A 17,554-nucleotide genomic window follows, 5' to 3' on the forward strand; every position below is an offset into this window, starting at 1 on the left:
GATCATGCGATGTAACAGGAGACTGATGCCTTGCATATGCGGCAGTATCATCGCCGCAGGGTCTTCGACAGGCCGCTGCCGGGCCCCAGCGGCCCACGCTCGAAGAACGTGAAGGAGTAGACCGTGACGCCCCGTTCCGCGCGCCGGACCCCCCGCACCCTGCGACTGGCCGGTGCGGGAGCCGCCGCGCTGCTGGCCCTGACCGCCTGTTCCTCCTCCGACTCGGACTCCGGCGCCGCGGGCTCGGACGCTTCGGCCCTCTCGTCGTCGAAGCTGTCCGGCACGGTCAACGTCTTCGCCGCCGCCTCCCTCAAGGAGAGCTTCACGACCCTGGGCAAGGAGTTCGAGAAGGCCCACCCCGGCACCAAGGTGACCTTCAACTTCGGCGGCAGCGACACCCTCGCCGCCAGCATCACCAGCGGTGCCGGCGCCGACGTCTTCGCCGCGGCCAGCCCCAAGACGATGAAGATCGTCACGGCCGCGGGGGACGCCTCGGGCGCGCCCGCCACCTTCGTCCGCAACCAACTGGAGATCGCCACCCTGCCGGGCAACCCCGACAAGATCGCCTCGCTGAAGGACCTCACCAAGTCCGGCCTGAAGGTCGTCCTGTGCGACAAGGAGGTCCCGTGCGGCGCCGCCGCGCAGAAGGCCCTCGACGCGAGCAGCCTCAAGCTCACGCCGGTCTCCTACGAGCAGGACGTCAAGAGCGCCCTGACCAAGGTCGAGCTCAAGGAGGCCGACGCGGCGGTGGTCTACAAGACCGATGTGAAGGCCGCGGGTGACAAGGTGGCGGGCGTGGAGTTCCCCGAGTCCGCCGATGCCGTGAACGACTACCCGATCGCCCTCCTCAAGGACGCCCCGAACGCCGCCACGGCCCAGGCGTTCATCGAGCTGGTCCGGTCCGCCGAGGGCCAGAAGGTCCTGACCGCGGCCGGGTTCCTGACCCCGTGACGTCCCTCCACAAGACCGGTGCCGCGGACACCCTCCAGGGCGGTCCGCGGCGCCGCCGCGCCCGGCGACCGGTCAGGGGCGTCCCGCTCCCCCTCCTGCTCCCCGCGCTCCTGGGCCTGGCCTTCCTGATCCTCCCTCTGGTGGCTCTCCTGGTCCGGGCCCCCTGGAGCACGCTGCCGGAACAGCTGACGAGCGCCGAGGTGTGGCAGGCCCTACGCCTGTCCCTGGTCTGCGCGACGGCCGCGACCGCCCTCAGCCTGCTGATCGGCGTCCCCCTGGCCTGGCTGCTGGCCCGCACCGAGTTCCCCGGCCGTGGCCTGGTCCGGGCCCTGGTCACCCTCCCGCTGGTCCTGCCCCCCGTGGTGGGCGGCGTGGCCCTCCTGATGGCCCTCGGCCGCAACGGCATCGTGGGCCAGTGGCTGGACTCCTGGTTCGGCATCACGCTCCCGTTCACGACGACGGGCGTCATCGTCGCGGAGACCTTCGTGGCGATGCCTTTCCTGGTCATCAGCGTCGAGGGCACCCTCCGCGCGGCCGACCCCCGCTACGAGGAGGCGGCCACCACCCTCGGCGCCTCCCGTTTCACAGCGTTCCGCCGCGTGACCCTCCCCCTGATCGCCCCCGGCATCGCGGCGGGCGCGGTCCTCGCCTGGGCCCGGGCCCTGGGCGAGTTCGGCGCCACGATCACCTTCGCCGGCAACTTCCCCGGCCGCACCCAGACGATGCCCCTGGCGGTCTACCTGGCCCTCCAGAGCGACCCGGCAGCGGCGATCGCCCTCAGCCTGGTCCTGCTGGCGGTGTCGATCGCGGTACTGGCCGGCTTGCGAGACCGATGGATGACGACATCATGACGAACACCCACCCCACAGCCGCCGACGCCGCCGAACCCCCACACACCCAGCCCGCAGCCGCCGACGCCGCCGAACCCCCACAGGGGCCACCCGCACCCGACGACGAAAGCCGCACGGGCGGTGCGGGTGGGAACCCCAATCCGGCCGAAGGCCGGACACCCACCACCCACCCGCACCCGCACAGCCACCCCCACCCGCCCGAAGGCCTCCACACCCACCTCGTCATCGACCACGCCCCCACCTTCCGCCTGGACATCACCCTCACCGCCGCCCCCGGCGAAGTACTGGCCCTCCTCGGCCCCAACGGCGCCGGCAAGACCACCGCACTGCGCGCCCTCGCCGGCCTCACCCCCCTCACCGCCGGCCACCTCCGCCTGGACGGCACGGAACTCGACCGCACACCCCCCGAGTCCCGCCCCGTCGGCGTCGTGTTCCAGGACTACCTCCTCTTCCCCCACCTCACGGCCCTGGACAACGTCGCGTTCGGTCCCAGATGCCAGGGCGCCACCAAGACAGAGGCCCGCCGGCAGGCCACCGCGTGGCTGACCCGCATGGGCCTCGCCGACCACGCCACCGCCAAGCCCCGTAGCCTCTCCGGCGGCCAGGCCCAACGCGTCGCCCTGGCCCGCGCCCTGGCCACCCACCCCCGCCTGCTCCTCCTGGACGAACCCCTGGCCGCCCTGGACGCCCGTACCCGCCTGGAGGTCCGCGCCCAACTCCGCCGTCACCTCGCCGACTTCGAGGCGGTGGCCGTCCTGGTCACCCACGACCCCCTGGACGCGATGGTCCTCGCCGACCGCCTGGTCGTGATCGAGCACGGACAGGTCGTCCAAGAGGGCACCCCCTCCGACATCGCCCGCCATCCCCGTACGGACTACATCGCCCAACTCGTAGGCCTGAACCTCTACAAGGGCCGGGCGGAAGGCCACACGGTCCGCCTGGAGTCCGGCCCGGACATCACCACCACCGAAGACCTCGCCGGACCGGCGTTCGTCGCCTTCCCCCCGTCCGCCGTCACCCTTTACCGCGACCGCCCCACCGGCTCCAGCGCCCGCAACCTCTGGCGCTGCGAGGTCGCCGGACTGGAGACGCACGGCGACCAGATCCGCGCCGACCTCACCGGCGAACTCCCCCTCGCCGCCGACCTGACCACGGTCGCCGCCGCCGAACTCGACCTGCACCCGGGCGCGGAGGTCTGGGCAACGGTGAAGGCGACGCAAACACACGCATACCCGGCATAAGCTGCGCCCGGTCCTAAGTTGATGCCATGACTCTGAGCATCCGCAACCAACTCCCCGGCACCGTCACCGAGGTCACCCCCGGCGAGGTGATGGCCACGGTCAAGGTCCACTTGTCCGGCGGCCAGAACCTCACCGCCGCGATCACCAAGGAAGCGGCCGAGGACCTCGGCCTCCAGACCGGCACCGCCGTCCGCGCCCTGGTCAAGTCGACGGAGATCTCGCTCGCCACAAGCCGCGTCAAAGGCCTCTCGATCCGCAACCAGCTCCCCGGCACGGTCACCGCCATCACCACCGGCCCCGCCATGGCGGCCGTCAAGGTGGCGGTCGACGGCACCCAACTGACCGCCGTCATCACCACGGACGCCGCCGCGGACCTGTCCCTCGCCGCCGGCACCCCGATCGTGGCCCTGATCAAGTCGACAGAAGTCTCGCTCGCGACCGACTGAGCCACTCCCGACACAAAGACGAAGGGCCCCGCCGAAAGCGGGGCCCTTCTCAATACCGGCTCAGTACCGGCTCAGTCCTCGTAGGCGTCCATCGGCGGGCAGGAGCACACGAGGTTCCTGTCGCCGAAGGCCTGGTCGATCCGGCGCACCGGCGGCCAGTACTTGTCCGCCACCGACACCCCGGCCGGGAACACGGCCTCCTCGCGCGTGTACGCGTGCTCCCACTCCCCGCCGAGCGCGCGGGCGGTGTGTGGCGCGTTGCGCAGCGGGTTGTCCTCGGCGGGCCAGTCCCCGGCCCCGACCTTCTCGATCTCCCCGCGAATGGCGATCATCGCCTCGCAGAACCGATCCAGCTCTATCAGGTCCTCGGACTCGGTCGGCTCGATCATCAGCGTCCCGGCCACCGGGAACGACATCGTCGGCGCGTGGAACCCGTAGTCGATGAGCCGCTTGGCGACATCGTCCACGCTCACTCCGGTCGCCTTGGTCAGCGGCCGCAGATCGATGATGCACTCGTGCGCGACCAGCCCACCGGGGCCGGTGTAGAGCACGGGGTAGTGCGGCTCCAGTCGCTTGGCGATGTAGTTGGCGCTCAGCACCGCCACCTGCGTGGCGCGCTTGAGCCCCTCGCCGCCCATGAGCCGGACATAGGTCCACGAGATCGGCAGGATCCCCGCGGAACCCCAGGGCGCGGCCGAGATCGGCCCGACACCCGTCTCCGGCCCGGCGGCGGGCTGCAGCGGGTGGTTCGGCAGATACGGCGCCAGGTGCGCCCGCACACCGACCGGCCCGACACCGGGACCGCCGCCGCCGTGCGGGATGCAGAAGGTCTTGTGCAGGTTCAGGTGCGAGACGTCACCACCGAAGTGGCCCGGCTTGGCCAGCCCCACCAGCGCGTTGAGGTTGGCGCCGTCGACGTACACCTGCCCACCGGCCTCGTGCACCTGCGCGCAGATGTCGGCGACATGCTCCTCGAACACCCCGTGCGTCGAGGGGTACGTGATCATCAGCACCGCCAGCTCGTCACGGTGCTGCTCGATCTTCGCCCGCAGGTCCTCGACGTCGATCTCGCCGTCCTCGGCGGTCTTCACGACGACGACCTTCATCCCGGCCATGACCGCGCTGGCGGCATTGGTCCCATGGGCCGAGGACGGAATCAGACACACGGTCCGCTGCTCGTCCCCGTTGGCTCGGTGGTATCCGCGTACGGCGAGCAGCCCGGCCAGCTCACCCTGCGACCCGGCGTTGGGCTGGAGGCTGACCTTGTCGTACCCGGTGACCTCGGCGAGACGTTCCTCCAGCTCGCGGATGAGCGTGAGGTAGCCCTGCGCCTGCTCGGCGGGCGCGAAGGGGTGCAGCTGCCCGAACTCCGGCCAGGTGACCGGCTCCATCTCGGTGGTCGCGTTGAGCTTCATGGTGCAGGAGCCCAGCGGGATCATGCCGCGGTCGAGCGCGTAGTCCCGGTCGGCCAGCCTGCGCAGGTAGCGCAGCATCGCCGTCTCGGACCGGTGCTGGTGGAAGACGGGGTGCGTCAGGAAGGCATCGGCGCGCAGCAGCCCGGCCGGCAGGGTGTCCTCGGCGGTGACGTCGAGCGCCTCGACGTCACCCTCCACCCCGAAGGCCGTCCATACGGCGTTCAGCTGGTCCCGCGTGGTGGTCTCGTCGCAGGAGGCGGAGACCAGGTCGGCGTCCACGAGGTGCAGGTTGACGCCGTTCGCGCGCGCGGCGGCGACGACCTCGGCGGCCCTGCCCGGCACCCGGGCGGTCACGGTGTCGAAGTAGGCGTCGTGCACGACCTCGACGCCACCGGCGACGAGCCCCGCGGCCAGGATGCTCGCGTAGCGGTGGGTCCGCCGCGCGATGTCCTTCAGGCCGTCGGGCCCGTGGTAGACGGCGTACATCCCGGCCATCACGGCAAGCAGCACCTGCGCCGTACAGATGTTGCTGGTCGCCTTCTCACGGCGGATGTGCTGCTCACGGGTCTGCAGGGCCAGCCGGTACGCCTTGTGCCCGTCCGCGTCCACGGAGACGCCCACGAGCCGCCCGGGCAGGCTCCGCGCGAACTTCTCACGCACCGCCATATAGCCGGCGTGCGGCCCACCGAAGCCCATCGGCACACCGAAGCGCTGCGTGGTCCCGACCGCGATGTCGGCCCCGAGCTCCCCGGGCGACTTCAGCAGCGTCAGCGCCAGCAGATCCGCGGCCACGGTGACCAGCGCACCGCGCTCGTGCGCCTGCTCGATCAGGGGCTTGATGTCCCGTACGGCACCGGAGGCGCCGGGGTACTGGACGAGCACACCGTTGATCTCCCGCCCGGCGAGCTCGGCCGGGATGCCGTCGCCGAGGTCTGCGACCACGACCTCCACACCGGTCGGCTCGGCACGGGTCTCGATCACGGCGATGGTCTGCGGCAGCGCGTCCGCGTCGACCAGGAACAGCCCCTTCTTGTTCTTGCCCATGCGCCGGGACAGGGACATCGCCTCGGCCGCCGCCGTGCCCTCGTCGAGCAGGGAGGCACCGGAGGTGGGCAGTCCGGTCAGTTCGGCGACCATGGTCTGGAAGTTGAGCAGGGCTTCGAGCCGCCCCTGCGAGATCTCGGGCTGGTACGGCGTGTAGGCCGTGTACCAGGCCGGGTTCTCCATCACGTTCCGTAGGATCACGGGCGGCGTGAAGGTCCCGTAGTACCCGAGTCCGATCATGGAGCCGAGAACCTGGTTCTGATCGGCGAGCGAACGAAGCTCGGTCAGCACCTCGGCCTCGGTACGGGCACCGGGCAGATCGAGAGCGTCGGCGTTCTTGATCACATCCGGCACCGCGGCAGCGGTGAGCTCGTCCAGCGAGCCGTAGCCGACCTGCGCGAGCATCTTGGCCCGCGCCTCCTGGTCGGGCCCGATGTGGCGCTGCTCGAAGGGGATCCCCTGTTCGAGCTCGGTGAGCGGAGTGCGATGGGCGGTCATTACGGAGGCCTCCTGGTCTTACGCGACCTTCGAGGGGCACCACGGTGCGGGTACCCCGACGGCCTCCCCCTCTGTCATCTCAAACCTGAGAGCTTCACCGGACGCCCGAGGGCCCCCGGTTTTCACCGTCGGTGAGAGCGGAAGCCGTACACCCGCCCTGCTTTCCAGAGTGGCCTCGTCCGTGCGGTACGTGTGCCTGAGAGATTCCGGGGAGGATTTGCTCCTTCGGCGCCTCCGAACGGTGTCCGGAGGACTCTCCCGCACAGGGTCGGCAGCCGCTTGTCAGCCTAGCAGCGAGGTCAACGCGGATCTCTGGAGATCCCCTCGAGTGGCCGCCGCCCCCGATGTGCTCTTTCGTAGTGCTTACGGATGAGTTGCGAGTCACGACCTAGTGGAGGGCCCGTGCAGACCGACATCGATCCGCGGAACCTGATCGGCCGCAAGGCCTTCGACCGCAACGGCACCAAGATCGGCACGATCGACGAGATCTACCTCGACGACGCGACCGGAGTGCCGGAGTGGGCCGCCATACGCACCGGGCTGTTCAGCAGGGACGCCTTCGTCCCCCTGGAGCCCAGCGAACTGATCGAGGGCACCCTGCGCGTCCCCTTCGAACGAGCCCTGATCAAGGACGCCCCCGACTTCGGCGTGGGCCGCCACCTCTCCCCCGACCAGGAACTCCAGCTCTACCACCACTACGGCCTGGACGTAGCTCCTCCACCCCCGTTCCCGGACCACGACTTCGGCAAGCTGGCGGGCACGGAGGACACCTGAGCGCACGAACGCGCAGCCGCCGACGGCGGCTGACCCCCACAGGGGCCACCCGCACCCGACAACGAGACCGTCACGGGTGGTGCGGGTGGGAACCCGAATCCGGCCGAAGGCCGGCTGCCCCACAGACCACCGGCACCAGGGGCAACGGCTCAGCCACCGACAACAAAGGATCATCAACCCGAAACGTCCGAACCCGCCCCGGCAACGAATCCGGCGTCTCGAACCGCACGGTCACCCGCCCCAGCCCACTCCCCTGCACCCACCCGTGCCCGAACTCGGCATGCCGCACATCGTGCCCCGACGGCCACCGCCGCTCGCCAGGCACCGACGACGCCCCCTCAGCCGCATCCTCCCGCAGCTCCTCCTCCGCAAGCTCCACCCGCTCCCCCGCGGCCTGCGCGAACAGATCCTCCTGCGTGTAGTCGGCAAGCCCGCTCACCCCGACCCCCAGCAACCGCACACCCCCCGTCGTGTCCACGGAATCCAGCAACCGAGCCGCGGCCTCCCGCACGACAGCCGGATCATCGGTCGGCCCCCGCAAGGTCTCGGACCGGGTCAGCGTGGAGAAGTCGTACCGCCGCACCTTCAGCACGATGGTCCGCCCCGACAGCCCGGCCCCCCGCAGCCTCCGCACACACCGGTCCGCCAGCCGCTGCACCTCCGTCCCCACCCGCACCCGGTCATGGATGTCCACGTCGTACGTGTCCTCGACCGACACCGACTTGGTCTCCCGCTCGGCCACCACAGGCCGCTCGTCGTAGGCCATCGCCATCGCGTACAGACCGTGCCCATGGGCCTTCCCCAGCAGCCGTACGAGCTCGTCCTCCCCGGCCTCCACGATCTCCTCGACCGTGTGGATCCCGGCTCGCCGCAGATGGTCCCCCGTCGCCGGCCCCACCCCCGGCAGGATCCGCACGGACATGGGCCCGAGCATGGCCCGCTCGGTTCCCGGTTCGATGAGCACCAGCCCGTCGGGCTTGGCCTGCTCGGAGGCGATCTTCGCGAGCATCTTGCACGCGGCGAGCCCCACCGACCCCGTGAGCCCTGTGACGGCCCGTATGTCGCCCCGTAGCTTCGCCCCGGCAAGCCGCGCCGACTCCTCGTCCCAGGCCGTCCCCCCGGCCTCCAGATCCACGAACGCCTCGTCGAGGCTGAGCGGCTCCACGAGCGGCGACAACGCCCGCAGCAGCCCCATCACCTGCTCGCTGATCGACTTGTAGAACCCGAAGCGCGGCACCAGATACGCGGCGTTCGGCGCGAGGCGCCGCGCCTGAGCCATCGGCATCGCGGAGTGCACACCGAAGACCCGGGCTTCGTAGGACGCCGTGGCCACCACCCCACGCGGCCCGAGCCCGCCCACCACGACGGCCTTCCCGCGCAGACTCGGCTTGGACGCCTGCTCCGCCGAGGCGAAGAAGGCATCCATGTCGAGATGCAGGATGGTGGGCGCGGTTCTCACATCTCCGATGCTGCCCTACGCCACTGACAATGCCCCCGCCACAGGGTGGGAGCGGCCCTCAGACCGCCCGGTTGCGCCGCCGCGCCAGCTCGTCCGCCGGGTTGGGTCCGACCAGGGTCTCCCCGGTGTCGATCCGCTCTCCGTGCAACTGCGACAGCGCGCTCTCCACGTCCCGCCACACAACACCCACGGCGATACCGAAGATCCCCTGGCCGCCCTGGAGCAGCGCGTGGACCTCGTCCGGCGAGGTGCACTCGTAGACCGTGGCGCCGTCGCTCATGAGCGTCATGCGCTCCAGATCACGGAACCCGCGCTCCCGCAGGTGCTGCACGGTGGTGCGGATGTTCTGCAGGGACACACCGGTGTCGAGGAACCGCTTGACGATCTTCAGGACGACGACGTCCCGGAAGCTGTACAGGCGCTGCGTCCCCGACCCGTACGCGGGCCGCACGCTCGGCTCGACGAGCCCGGTGCGGGCCCAGTAGTCCAGTTGCCGGTAGGTGATCCCGGCGGCCGCACAGGCCGTCGGACCGCGGTAGCCGATCTCCTCGGACGCCATGGACGTCGCCCCTCCGCTGCTCGGCACGGCCGCCGGTCGCTGCGGAGCGTGATCGGCCGCGCTGCCGTGAAGCGGGTACGGGCCACCGGCCCCGAGACTGCGCCCCGGAGCTCCCCCAGCCGTACCGTCGCCGCTGCTTCTCACGCCGACCTCCGTCCTTGACCTGCCTTCTCGACGGTAGGCAGTCACCCGGGGTGCGTCAACGATCGCCACACTCGGCACGCCGAGTGATAATCACCCTAGGAGTGGTTTCCCGTACCCCACCGCGGGGAAAGGCTAGCCGAATGCGCTCGTGACGGGCCGCAGGACGCTCTCACTCGCCGGTGGCAAATGCCAGCATTTGAGGGGCCACCGGACACAGCCAGCCCGTCACGGGCCACGGGCCCTCGGAGCCGGCCGCGCCTCACTGACTGCTGGTGCCGAAGTCCTCGGGCGAGATCTGGTCGAGGAACTCGCGGAACTTCTCCACCTCGTCCTCCTGCTCGTCCGGGATCGCGATACCCGCGTCGTCGAGCACACCGTCGCTGCCGTAGATCGGCGTCCCCGTGCGCAGCGCCAGCGCTATGGCGTCGGAGGGGCGGGCGCTCACCTCGACACCGCTGGCGAAGACCAGCTCCGCGTAGAAGACGCCCTCACGCAGGTCCGTGATGCGTACTTCGGTGAGCTCCTGGCCGACGGCCTCCAGCACGTCCTTGAACAGGTCGTGGGTCAGCGGTCGCGCGGGGGCCATGCCCTGCTGGGCGAAGGCGATCGCCGTCGCCTCCCCCGGCCCGATCCAGATGGGGAGGTAGCGGTCGCCTCCCACTTCACGCAGGAGCACGATCGGTTGGTTGGAGGGCATTTCGACCCGGACACCTACGACATCGAGCTCGTTCACACAGCAACCCTAGGCCGTGCCCGGGACGTTTGGGTAGTCGGGCAGGAAACGGGGGGCGGATCCGGCGTGGGAGGCCCTCAGGGCAGACGCACACCGAGGGCGGTCTGCACCAGTGCAGCGTGCAGCTTCACCGTGAGCCCCGCCAGTTCCTTCGTACGTGCTTCCGCGTGCGCCCTGGTCTGCGGATTGCGGTGTCGTTTCAGCGGAGCCACCACCTGATCCACGAGCCCTGCCTCACGATCGGCCGCGGCCTTCATCACGCGCAGATGCCGGGGCTCGATCCCGAACCGCCCGAGCTCGGCGACGAGCGCCGCCACGGTGGCCGCCTCCGCGTCGTAGGCGCCGTCCGGCAGCGGAGCGATGAGCCCGTACGACTCCCACTCCTCGAGCTCAAGCTCACCGACCTCGGCGGCGGCAAGCAGCTCGGAGCGCCCGATCCGGGCCGCGGTGGGCGCGTTGAAGGAGTCGGGCACCGCCTCGCCGTCCCGCTGCCGCCCCACCACGGGCAGCACTACGGCCTCGCCCCGCTCCATGGCGTCCAGGTGCTCGCGGATCACCTTGAGCGGCAGATAGTGGTCCCGCTGCATCCGCAGGACGTGGCCGAGGCGCTCGACGTCCTCCGCACTGAACTTGCGATACCCCGAAGGGGTCCGCTGTGGCTCGATGAGCCCTTCCGACTCCAGGAAGCGAATCTTGGAGATGGTCACTTCGGGGAACTCGTCACGCAGCGCGTTCAGCACCGTGCCGATGCTCATCAGCCCACTGTCCGCTGCGGCGGCACCGTCCCTGGCACCGCCGCTCGGTGTTTGAAGCATGGACCTTCCCTGGGGGTCTCCCCCCGGACGGAGCCCGGGGGCGGGTCAGTAGCCCCGCTGGCTCGCGTAGAAGACCAGCCGGTACTTGCCGATCTGCACCTCGTCGCCGTTGTGCAGCGGCACGGAGTCGATGCGCTCACGGTTCACGTATGTGCCGTTGAGGCTGCCGACATCGCCCACCGTGAACGAGCCGTCCTGCTGGCGACGGAACTCCACGTGCCGACGCGACACCGTCACGTCGTCCAGGAAGATGTCGCTCTGCGGATGACGTCCGGCGGTGGTCAGGTCGCCGTCCAGCAGGAACCGGCTGCCCGAGTTCGGCCCCCGGCGTACGACCAGGAGCGCGGAGCCCAGCGGCAGCGCGTCGACGGCGGCCTGCGCCTCCGGGGAGAGCATGGGCATCTGCGTCTGCCCGGTCGCCTCGGCGTCGTAGGCCTCGAGACCGGAGATCGAGATCGTGGAGGTCGTCTCGGACGGCCGCTCGGCCGTACCCCGCAGCGGCGCGCCGCAGTTGGAGCAGAAGCGGCTGTTCTCCGCGTTGCGGTTACCGCACCTCGTACACACCAGGGCCGACATGGAAAACTCTCCACCCGTACTTGAGGTTGACGGTTGCCCGAAACCTATGCCGCCGGGCTGCCCAGGGTCAACAGACTGACCGCCCTGACCTCCGGGAACGTCGCCGCCCACCTGGTCCCGGAACAGCGGACGCTGACCTTCCGCGTCTGGCTGTGCGCGATGACGAGCGGTCGCGTTGGCGTTGTCGCTGCCCTCTCGCGCGCTCTTGCCGAACAACTTCGCAAACAACTTCACGGGCGATTCCCCTTGACCGAAACAGACCCGCCCGTGGGGCAGGACGAACCCTGATTGCATACACCGGCCGACCCGGACATCCTCACAACGTCCGGGTCCACCTGACAGTTTCCACCACGCACCACCCAATCGGTGCGTCGACCCCCCGCAACCTCATGCCCTGGCCGGACGTCCCCCATGCACCCGCGGTTCACTGGGAGGACGACCGAGCGTAGTCAGGCTGCTTCGCCGCTCGCAAGGCGTCCACGACGATCTTGGTCGACCGCTCGACGGTCACGGTGGCCTGCTCCTTCTCGAGAGTCTGCACCACGCCTCCAGGAATGTTCAGCGCCGGTTCGAGATCCTGCGGCTTGCCGATGACCTGGAAACGATAGGGGGCGTTGATCTTGTTCCCGTCGACACTCACGCTCTTGCCCGAGTCGGTCAGATAGGTGCCCGCGACGACACGCACCCCGTTCACCTGGATCGCCTCCGCACCGGCGGCGCGCAGCTCCTGGATCGCGTCGAGCAGCATGTCCGCCTCGACCGTCCCCTTGGTGTCGTCGATCGTCATCGTGATGCCCGGTCCCTGCGCGGCCACCGTGCCCGCCAGGATGCCGAGCTGCCTCTCCTTCTCCAGCGTCTGCTTGCGGGCCTCCTCAGCCTGGTCCGAACTGTTCTCCAGCTCGTCACGCTGCTTCTCGAGGCCCGCCTTCTCGTCTTCAAGACGCTGAGTACGGTCATCCAGTTCATCGAGAATGCGAACAAGATCTTCCTGACGCGCACCGCGCAGGGCGCTGTCCCCGTCGCTGTTCGAGGCGACCTGCACGGCCAGCCCGAACCCGAGGCCGAACAGCAGCACGGCGACGATGAGTTGGGCCCGGGTCACCCGCGGCGGCCACAGCCCCTGCACCAGCCGCTCACGACCGGTCAGCCCGGGCTTCCGCTCCGCCGCCGGCTCGACGGCCTCGGGGGCAGTCGAGGGACGCTCTTCGGGCAGCTCCTTGCGCAGCCTGTTCTCCGGTGTCTCGTCCTGGTTGCTCATAGGTCTCACGCCCGGAACACGTGCCGGCGGATCGCCGCGGCGTTGGAGAAGATGCGGATACCGAGGACGACCACGACACCCGTCGACAACTGGGCGCCCACGCCCAGCTTGTCGCCCAGGAACACGATCAGCGCGGCGACCACCACGTTGGACAGGAACGACACCACGAAGACCTTGTCGTCGAAGATGCCGTCGAGCATGGCCCGCAGACCGCCGAACACGGCGTCCAGTGCCGCCACGACGGCGATCGGCAGATAAGGCTCGACGACCGCCGGAACCTCGGGCCGGACCAACAGTCCGGCCACGACTCCCACGACGAGGCCCAGTACGGCGATCACGATGTGCCCTTCTCAGTTCTCGGCTGTGCTGTACGAACGATCACACTCGGTGCTGCGGGCAGCCGGAGGTCGTCCTCCGCGGAGATGCTCGTCCGGATGCCGTAGTTCTCCTGGAGGGCGTGCAGATACAACCCGTCCGCGCTGTTCTGGAACTTGGTGCTCAACCGCTGCCCGTCCCCCACCGCGAGCACCGTGTACGGCGGCACCAGCGGCCTGTTGTCGACCAGTATCGCGTCACCCGCGGCCCTGATCGCCGACAGCGCCGTCAGCCGCTGCCCGTTGATCGAGATGGCCTCGGCGCCCGACTCCCACAGCCCGTTGACCACGCGCTGCATGTCCCGGTCCCGTACCCGTCCGGTGTCGGAGAACCCGGAGGTCTCGCGCGGGTCGCCGTCGCCGCCGGTGGTGGCTTCCTTGGCGTCGTTCACCACCAGCTTCACGCCCGGGCCGTGCACCGCCGTGGCACCCGACAGAATGCCCACCAGGTCCGCCTGGCCACTGCCGCCGCTGTCCCTGAGCGCCTCGCGCTGCCGCGCGCTCACCTCGTCACGCAACTCGTCGACGCTGTCCTCGAGCTGGTCCGCCGAGTCCGTCTGCCGATCGATGCGGTCGATGAGCTCCTCGCGCTCCTTGGCCACCACAGGGGCCGCGACCCGCGCCTGGGCCGCTCCCACGGTCACGACCAGCGCGGCGAGCACCAGTCCCGCGGCGAGCCCCAGCTTCGCCCGGAGGGTCTTCGGCATTCCGCCGTCGCCCGCGGCCTTCTTACGCTCGGCCGCTTCCGCGTACCCGTCGTCGAGGCTGTGGTCCATGACGTTGGTGAGCAGCGACATGGATGCGTCCGGGCGCGAGGGGCGCGTGGGGGTGCTCCGAACGGGGGGCTGCTGCGGCATGCCGCACATCGTCGCACGTCGCGACCACTACCTCCGAATGGCCCCACCGACGCGCCGGACAGGCCCCGTTGGGGACACCTGTCCGGCACGCACGCGTGCAGCGTTCCTCAGCGGCCGGCGCTGTCCACGACCGCAGCCCACTCGTCGAGGAGGGCCTGCGCGGAGGCGTCGTCCGGCCCTTCCGCCCACAGATGGGTGACGGCCTCGGCCGGGTCCGGCAGCACCATCACCCAGCGCCCGTCGGTCTCCACGACCCGAACACCGTCCGTCGTGTCGACAAAGCGATCTCCGGCCGCTTCCACAACCCGCCGCATCACAAGGCCCTTGACCGCCCAGGGAGTCGCCAGGTCTCGCCTGATCACGTGCGCCCGCGGAATTCGCGCATCGATCTGGCTGAGCGTGAGCTGCGTCCGCGCCACCAGCCCGATGAGCCGCACAAAGGCCGCAGTACCGTCGAACACACTGCTGAACTCCGGCACGATGAAGGCACCCTTGCCGTCACCGCCGAAGATGGTCGAATCATCCCGCCCGACGCGTGTCAGGTCGTCGGGCGACGTGGTCGTCCACTCCACCTGCGTCCCGTGGTACGCCGCCACCTGCTCGGCGATCCTCGTAGTGGTCACCGGCAGCGCCACCCGCCCACTGCGCCGCTCCGCGGCCACCAGATCGAGCATGACGAGCAGCGCCCGGTCGTCCTCGACGATCCGCCCCTTCTCGTCGACCAACGACAGCCGCTCACCGACAGGGTCGAACCGCACACCGAACGCGGCCCGCGAAGACGCCACGATCTCCCCGAGCCGCACCAACCCGGAGCGCCGCACATCCGCCGTCTCCGTCGGCCGCGACTCGTCCAGACCGGGATTGACGGTCAGCGAGTCCACCCCGAGCTTCCCGAGCAGACTGGGCAGCACAAGCCCGGCACTACCGTTCGACGCATCGACGACGACCTTCAGCCCGGACTCGGCGATCCCCGTCGTGTCCACGTTCCGCAGCAGCGATCCGGTGTACGAGTCGAAGACACTGGCCGGGAAGTGCAGATCCCCGATCTCACCAGGGAACGCGCGCCGGTACTCCTGCCGCGCGAACACCCGGTCCAGCTTCCGCTGACTGCCCTGCGACAGGTCGGCACCCCGCCCGTCGAAGAACATGATGTCGACGGAGTCCGGCACCCCCGGAGTGGTCCGGATCATGATCCCGCCCGCACTGCCCCGCGCGGTCTGCTGCCGGGCCACGGGCAGCGGTACGTTCTCCAGATCCCGTACGTCGATGGCGCTGGCCTGGAGCGCGGAGATCACCGCCCGCTTCAGCGCACGCGCACCACGGGAGTGGTCGCGAGCGGTGGTGACGGTGGAGCCCTTCTTCAACGTCGTCGCATAGGCACCGGCGAGACGCACCGCGAGCTCGGGAGTGATCTCCACGTTCAGGATGCCCGACACCCCGCGCGCCCCGAACAGGTGCGCCTGCCCCCGGGACTCCCAGATCACCGAGGTGTTCACGAAGGCGCCGGCCTCGATGGTCTTGAACGGGTAGACCCGGACATTGCCCTGAACGATCGATTCTTCACCGATCAGGCACTCGTCGCCGATGACGGCCCCGTCCTCGATCCTGGCCGCCCGCATGACGTCGGTGTTCTTGCCGACGACACAGCCTCGAAGATTGCTCTGCTGCCCGACGTACACGTTGTCGTGCACGACGGCCTTGTGCAGAAAGGCCCCGCTCTTCACGACCACGTTGGAACCCACGACGGTGTGTTCCCGGATCTCCGCGCCGGCCTCGACCTTGGCGTAGTCCCCGATGTAGAGCGGCCCGCGCAGAACGGCGTCGGGATGCACCTCGGCACCCTCTGCCACCCACACCCCGGGCGAGAGTTCGAAGCCGTCGATCTCGACGTCGACCTTGCCCTCCAGGACGTCGGCCTGCGCCTTCACATAGCTCTCGTGGGTACCGACGTCCTCCCAGTAGCCCTCGGCGATATAGCCGTAGATCGGCTTGCCTTCCTTCATCAGCTGCGGGAAGACATCGCCGGACCAGTCGACGGGCACATCGGCCTCGACATAGTCGAAGACCTCGGGCTCCATCACATAGATTCCGGTGTTCACCGTGTCGGAGAAGACCTGGCCCCAGGTCGGCTTCTCCAGGAAGCGCTCGACCTTGCCCTCTTCATCGACGATGGTGATACCGAATTCCAGCGGATTGGGCACACGCGTCAGACAGACGGTGACCAGCGCGCCCTTCTCCTTGTGGAAATTGACCAGCTCGGTGAGGTCGAAGTCGGTCAGGGCATCGCCGGAGATGACGAGGAAAGCATCGTCCTTCAACGCCTCTTCGGCGTTCTTGACGCTTCCGGCGGTACCGAGTGGCTTCTCCTCATTGGCATAGGAGAGCTCCATTCCGAGCTCCTCGCCGTCACCGAAGTAGTTCTTGACCAGAGAGGCCAAGAACTGGACAGTTACGACGGTCTCGTTGAGCCCATGCCTTTTGAGCAGCCGAAGAACGTGCTCCATGATCGGGCGGTTGGCCACGGGCAGGAGCGGCTTGGGCATGCTTGAGGTCATGGGGCGAAGGCGTGTGCCTTCACCTCCGGCCATCACGACGGCCTTCATGTCGGAAGCGTCCTCCTCTAAAGAGACGACGGTCTAGCCGACTTCACCCGCCTGATTGTCCCGCACTTTCTCGCCGCGGGCCATCGAGCCACTGTGGGCCGCGCCTATCGGCGAGTTCAATCGGCCATGGTGTCCGCACGAACCAGGCGGCGGACTTGTACCACGTAGAGGACTCCTGCCCACCAGTACAGGGTTGTACCCCATCCGGCGAACGCCCATCCGAAAATAGCAGCGAGTGACGGCAGCCAACCATGTCCGTCACTGAGCAGCAGCAACGGGAAGGCGTACATCAAGTTGAACGTGGCGGCCTTGCCCAGGAAGTTCACCTGCGGCGGCGGATAGCCATGGCGCCTGAGGATGCCCACCATCACCAGCAGAACCAGCTCACGCGCCAGAAGTACAGCGGTCAACCAGATTGGCAGAATCTCGCGCCAGGTCAGTCCTACCAAAGTCGAGAGAATGTAGAGCCGGTCCGCGGCGGGATCCAAGAGCCGGCCGAGGCTACTGACCTGGTTCCAGCGGCGCGCGAGCTTGCCATCCAAGTAGTCACTGATACCGCTGAAGGCCAGCACCAAGAGCGCCCAGCCGTCACTCTGAGGGCCTCCGAACTCGGGCCTGAGGATCAGCCACAGGAAAACAGGCACGCCGACGAGGCGCGCCATGCTGAGGATGTTGGGGATGGTGAGGACTCGATCCGTCTGGACGCGAGTCTCCTGGACCTCCACCCGGGGGCCTCCTGTGGGAAACGTGCCTACGATGCCCCCTGACCCTACCTCAACGCAAAAAAGCTCTGACTCTTGGGCAGGTGCCCAAGAGTCAGAGCTCTAAAAGGAGTTCGGCGGTGTCCTACTCTCCCACAGGGTCCCCCCTGCAGTACCATCGGCGCTGTAAGGCTTAGCTTCCGGGTTCGGAATGTAACCGGGCGTTTCCCTCACGCTATGACCACCGAAACACTA

At 69.0% G+C, this 17,554-nt stretch carries 15 protein-coding genes, 1 rRNA gene, 1 pseudogene and 1 riboswitch; of the genes and pseudogenes, 5 read left to right on the forward strand and 12 right to left on the reverse strand.

Translation table 11 applies throughout. The features are described from left to right. Window positions 1–123 precede the first annotated feature (123 nt). Genes modA through ABKA17_RS39420 form a run of 4 tightly spaced genes read left to right on the forward strand, consistent with a single transcriptional unit; the run spans window position 124 to window position 3,489 of the window. The gene (gene modA / locus ABKA17_RS39405; protein ID WP_353697199.1) at window positions 124–951 is read left to right on the forward strand and encodes a molybdate ABC transporter substrate-binding protein; all 828 of its coding nucleotides are present in this window, start codon (window positions 124–126) and stop codon (window positions 949–951) included. Continuing rightward, window positions 948–1,802 (forward strand): ABC transporter permease, encoded by an 855-nt coding sequence (locus ABKA17_RS39410; RefSeq protein ID WP_353697200.1) that lies wholly within the window; start codon window positions 948–950, stop codon window positions 1,800–1,802. Before modA ends, ABKA17_RS39410 begins: the two co-directional genes overlap by 4 nt. Further along, window positions 1,799–3,043, forward strand: a complete 1,245-nt coding sequence (locus tag ABKA17_RS39415; RefSeq protein ID WP_353697201.1) for an ABC transporter ATP-binding protein — start codon at window positions 1,799–1,801, stop codon at window positions 3,041–3,043. The genes ABKA17_RS39410 and ABKA17_RS39415 overlap by 4 nt, the downstream gene beginning before the upstream one ends. Before the next feature lie 26 nt (window positions 3,044–3,069). Continuing rightward, window positions 3,070–3,489, forward strand: coding sequence for a TOBE domain-containing protein (locus tag ABKA17_RS39420; protein WP_353697202.1), 420 nt, complete (start codon window positions 3,070–3,072; stop codon window positions 3,487–3,489). A 71-nt stretch (window positions 3,490–3,560) separates the two neighbouring features. Here the strand turns inward: ABKA17_RS39420 and gcvP are convergent, their stop codons facing one another. After that, on the reverse strand, window positions 3,561–6,446 hold the full coding sequence (gene gcvP / locus ABKA17_RS39425; RefSeq protein ID WP_353697203.1) for an aminomethyl-transferring glycine dehydrogenase: 2,886 nt from the start codon (window positions 6,444–6,446) through the stop codon (window positions 3,561–3,563). A gap of 174 nt (window positions 6,447–6,620) precedes the next feature. Further along, window positions 6,621–6,717: riboswitch (glycine riboswitch) on the reverse strand. A 131-nt stretch (window positions 6,718–6,848) separates the two neighbouring features. Here gcvP and ABKA17_RS39430 point away from each other — a divergent pair. Beyond that, a complete protein-coding gene (locus tag ABKA17_RS39430) occupies window positions 6,849–7,220 on the forward strand; it encodes a PRC-barrel domain-containing protein (protein WP_353697204.1) in 372 nt (123 codons plus the stop codon). Here ABKA17_RS39430 and ABKA17_RS39435 read toward each other — a convergent pair. The 11 genes and pseudogenes from ABKA17_RS39435 to rrf form a co-directional block, all read right to left on the reverse strand. Beyond that, a pseudogene (locus tag ABKA17_RS39435) lies at window positions 7,142–8,679 on the reverse strand (DNA polymerase IV). The gene ABKA17_RS39430 and the pseudogene ABKA17_RS39435 overlap by 79 nt on opposite strands. Window positions 8,680–8,737: 58 nt before the next feature. Beyond that, the gene (locus ABKA17_RS39440) at window positions 8,738–9,382 is read right to left on the reverse strand and encodes a MerR family transcriptional regulator (protein WP_353697205.1); all 645 of its coding nucleotides are present in this window, start codon (window positions 9,380–9,382) and stop codon (window positions 8,738–8,740) included. Between the two features lie 259 nt (window positions 9,383–9,641). Further along, the gene (locus ABKA17_RS39445; RefSeq protein WP_004002801.1) at window positions 9,642–10,115 is read right to left on the reverse strand and encodes a bifunctional nuclease family protein; all 474 of its coding nucleotides are present in this window, start codon (window positions 10,113–10,115) and stop codon (window positions 9,642–9,644) included. Between the two features lie 77 nt (window positions 10,116–10,192). Continuing rightward, complete coding sequence (ftsR, locus tag ABKA17_RS39450) at window positions 10,193–10,930, reverse strand: transcriptional regulator FtsR (protein WP_353697206.1); 738 nt, start codon at window positions 10,928–10,930, stop codon at window positions 10,193–10,195. A gap of 45 nt (window positions 10,931–10,975) precedes the next feature. Further along, window positions 10,976–11,869 carry a zinc-ribbon and FHA domain-containing protein gene (locus ABKA17_RS39455; RefSeq protein ID WP_353697207.1) on the reverse strand — a complete coding sequence of 298 codons (894 nt, stop codon included), beginning with the start codon at window positions 11,867–11,869 and terminating at the stop codon, window positions 10,976–10,978. Window positions 11,870–11,930: 61 nt separating this feature from the next. Next, entirely contained in the window at window positions 11,931–12,764 is an 834-nt protein-coding gene (locus tag ABKA17_RS39460; protein ID WP_353697208.1) for a DUF881 domain-containing protein, read from the reverse strand. A gap of 5 nt (window positions 12,765–12,769) precedes the next feature. Next, window positions 12,770–13,102: a small basic family protein gene (locus ABKA17_RS39465; RefSeq protein ID WP_003988855.1), complete on the reverse strand. Its 333-nt coding sequence runs from the start codon at window positions 13,100–13,102 to the stop codon at window positions 12,770–12,772. Beyond that, entirely contained in the window at window positions 13,099–14,004 is a 906-nt protein-coding gene (locus ABKA17_RS39470; RefSeq protein ID WP_353697209.1) for a DUF881 domain-containing protein, read from the reverse strand. Before ABKA17_RS39470 ends, ABKA17_RS39465 begins: the two co-directional genes overlap by 4 nt. A gap of 98 nt (window positions 14,005–14,102) precedes the next feature. Further along, window positions 14,103–16,598: a sugar phosphate nucleotidyltransferase gene (locus ABKA17_RS39475; protein ID WP_353697210.1), complete on the reverse strand. Its 2,496-nt coding sequence runs from the start codon at window positions 16,596–16,598 to the stop codon at window positions 14,103–14,105. Between the two features lie 116 nt (window positions 16,599–16,714). Further along, window positions 16,715–17,323: a cardiolipin synthase ClsA gene (gene clsA / locus ABKA17_RS39480; protein WP_353697211.1), complete on the reverse strand. Its 609-nt coding sequence runs from the start codon at window positions 17,321–17,323 to the stop codon at window positions 16,715–16,717. Between the two features lie 108 nt (window positions 17,324–17,431). Continuing rightward, a 5S ribosomal RNA gene (rrf, locus tag ABKA17_RS39485) occupies window positions 17,432–17,548 on the reverse strand. Window positions 17,549–17,554: the final 6 nt, after the last annotated feature.

This window comes from Streptomyces sp. RG80 (assembly GCF_040446465.1).
GTDB lineage: Bacteria > Actinomycetota > Actinomycetes > Streptomycetales > Streptomycetaceae > Streptomyces.

Bases quoted from the DNA above. Each gene is read 5' to 3' on its own strand.
- ABKA17_RS39415 (WP_353697201.1), top strand. From the start codon at position 1,799: ATGACGAACACCCACCCCACAGCCGCCGACGCCGCCGAACCCCCACAC.
- ABKA17_RS39420 (WP_353697202.1), top strand. From the start codon at position 3,070: ATGACTCTGAGCATCCGCAACCAACTCCCCGGCACCGTCACCGAGGTC.
- gcvP (WP_353697203.1), bottom strand. From the start codon at position 6,446: ATGACCGCCCATCGCACTCCGCTCACCGAGCTCGAACAGGGGATCCCC.
- ftsR (WP_353697206.1), bottom strand. From the start codon at position 10,930: ATGCTTCAAACACCGAGCGGCGGTGCCAGGGACGGTGCCGCCGCAGCG.
- ABKA17_RS39460 (WP_353697208.1), bottom strand. From the start codon at position 12,764: ATGAGCAACCAGGACGAGACACCGGAGAACAGGCTGCGCAAGGAGCTG.
- ABKA17_RS39470 (WP_353697209.1), bottom strand. From the start codon at position 14,004: ATGTGCGGCATGCCGCAGCAGCCCCCCGTTCGGAGCACCCCCACGCGC.
- ABKA17_RS39475 (WP_353697210.1), bottom strand. From the start codon at position 16,598: ATGAAGGCCGTCGTGATGGCCGGAGGTGAAGGCACACGCCTTCGCCCC.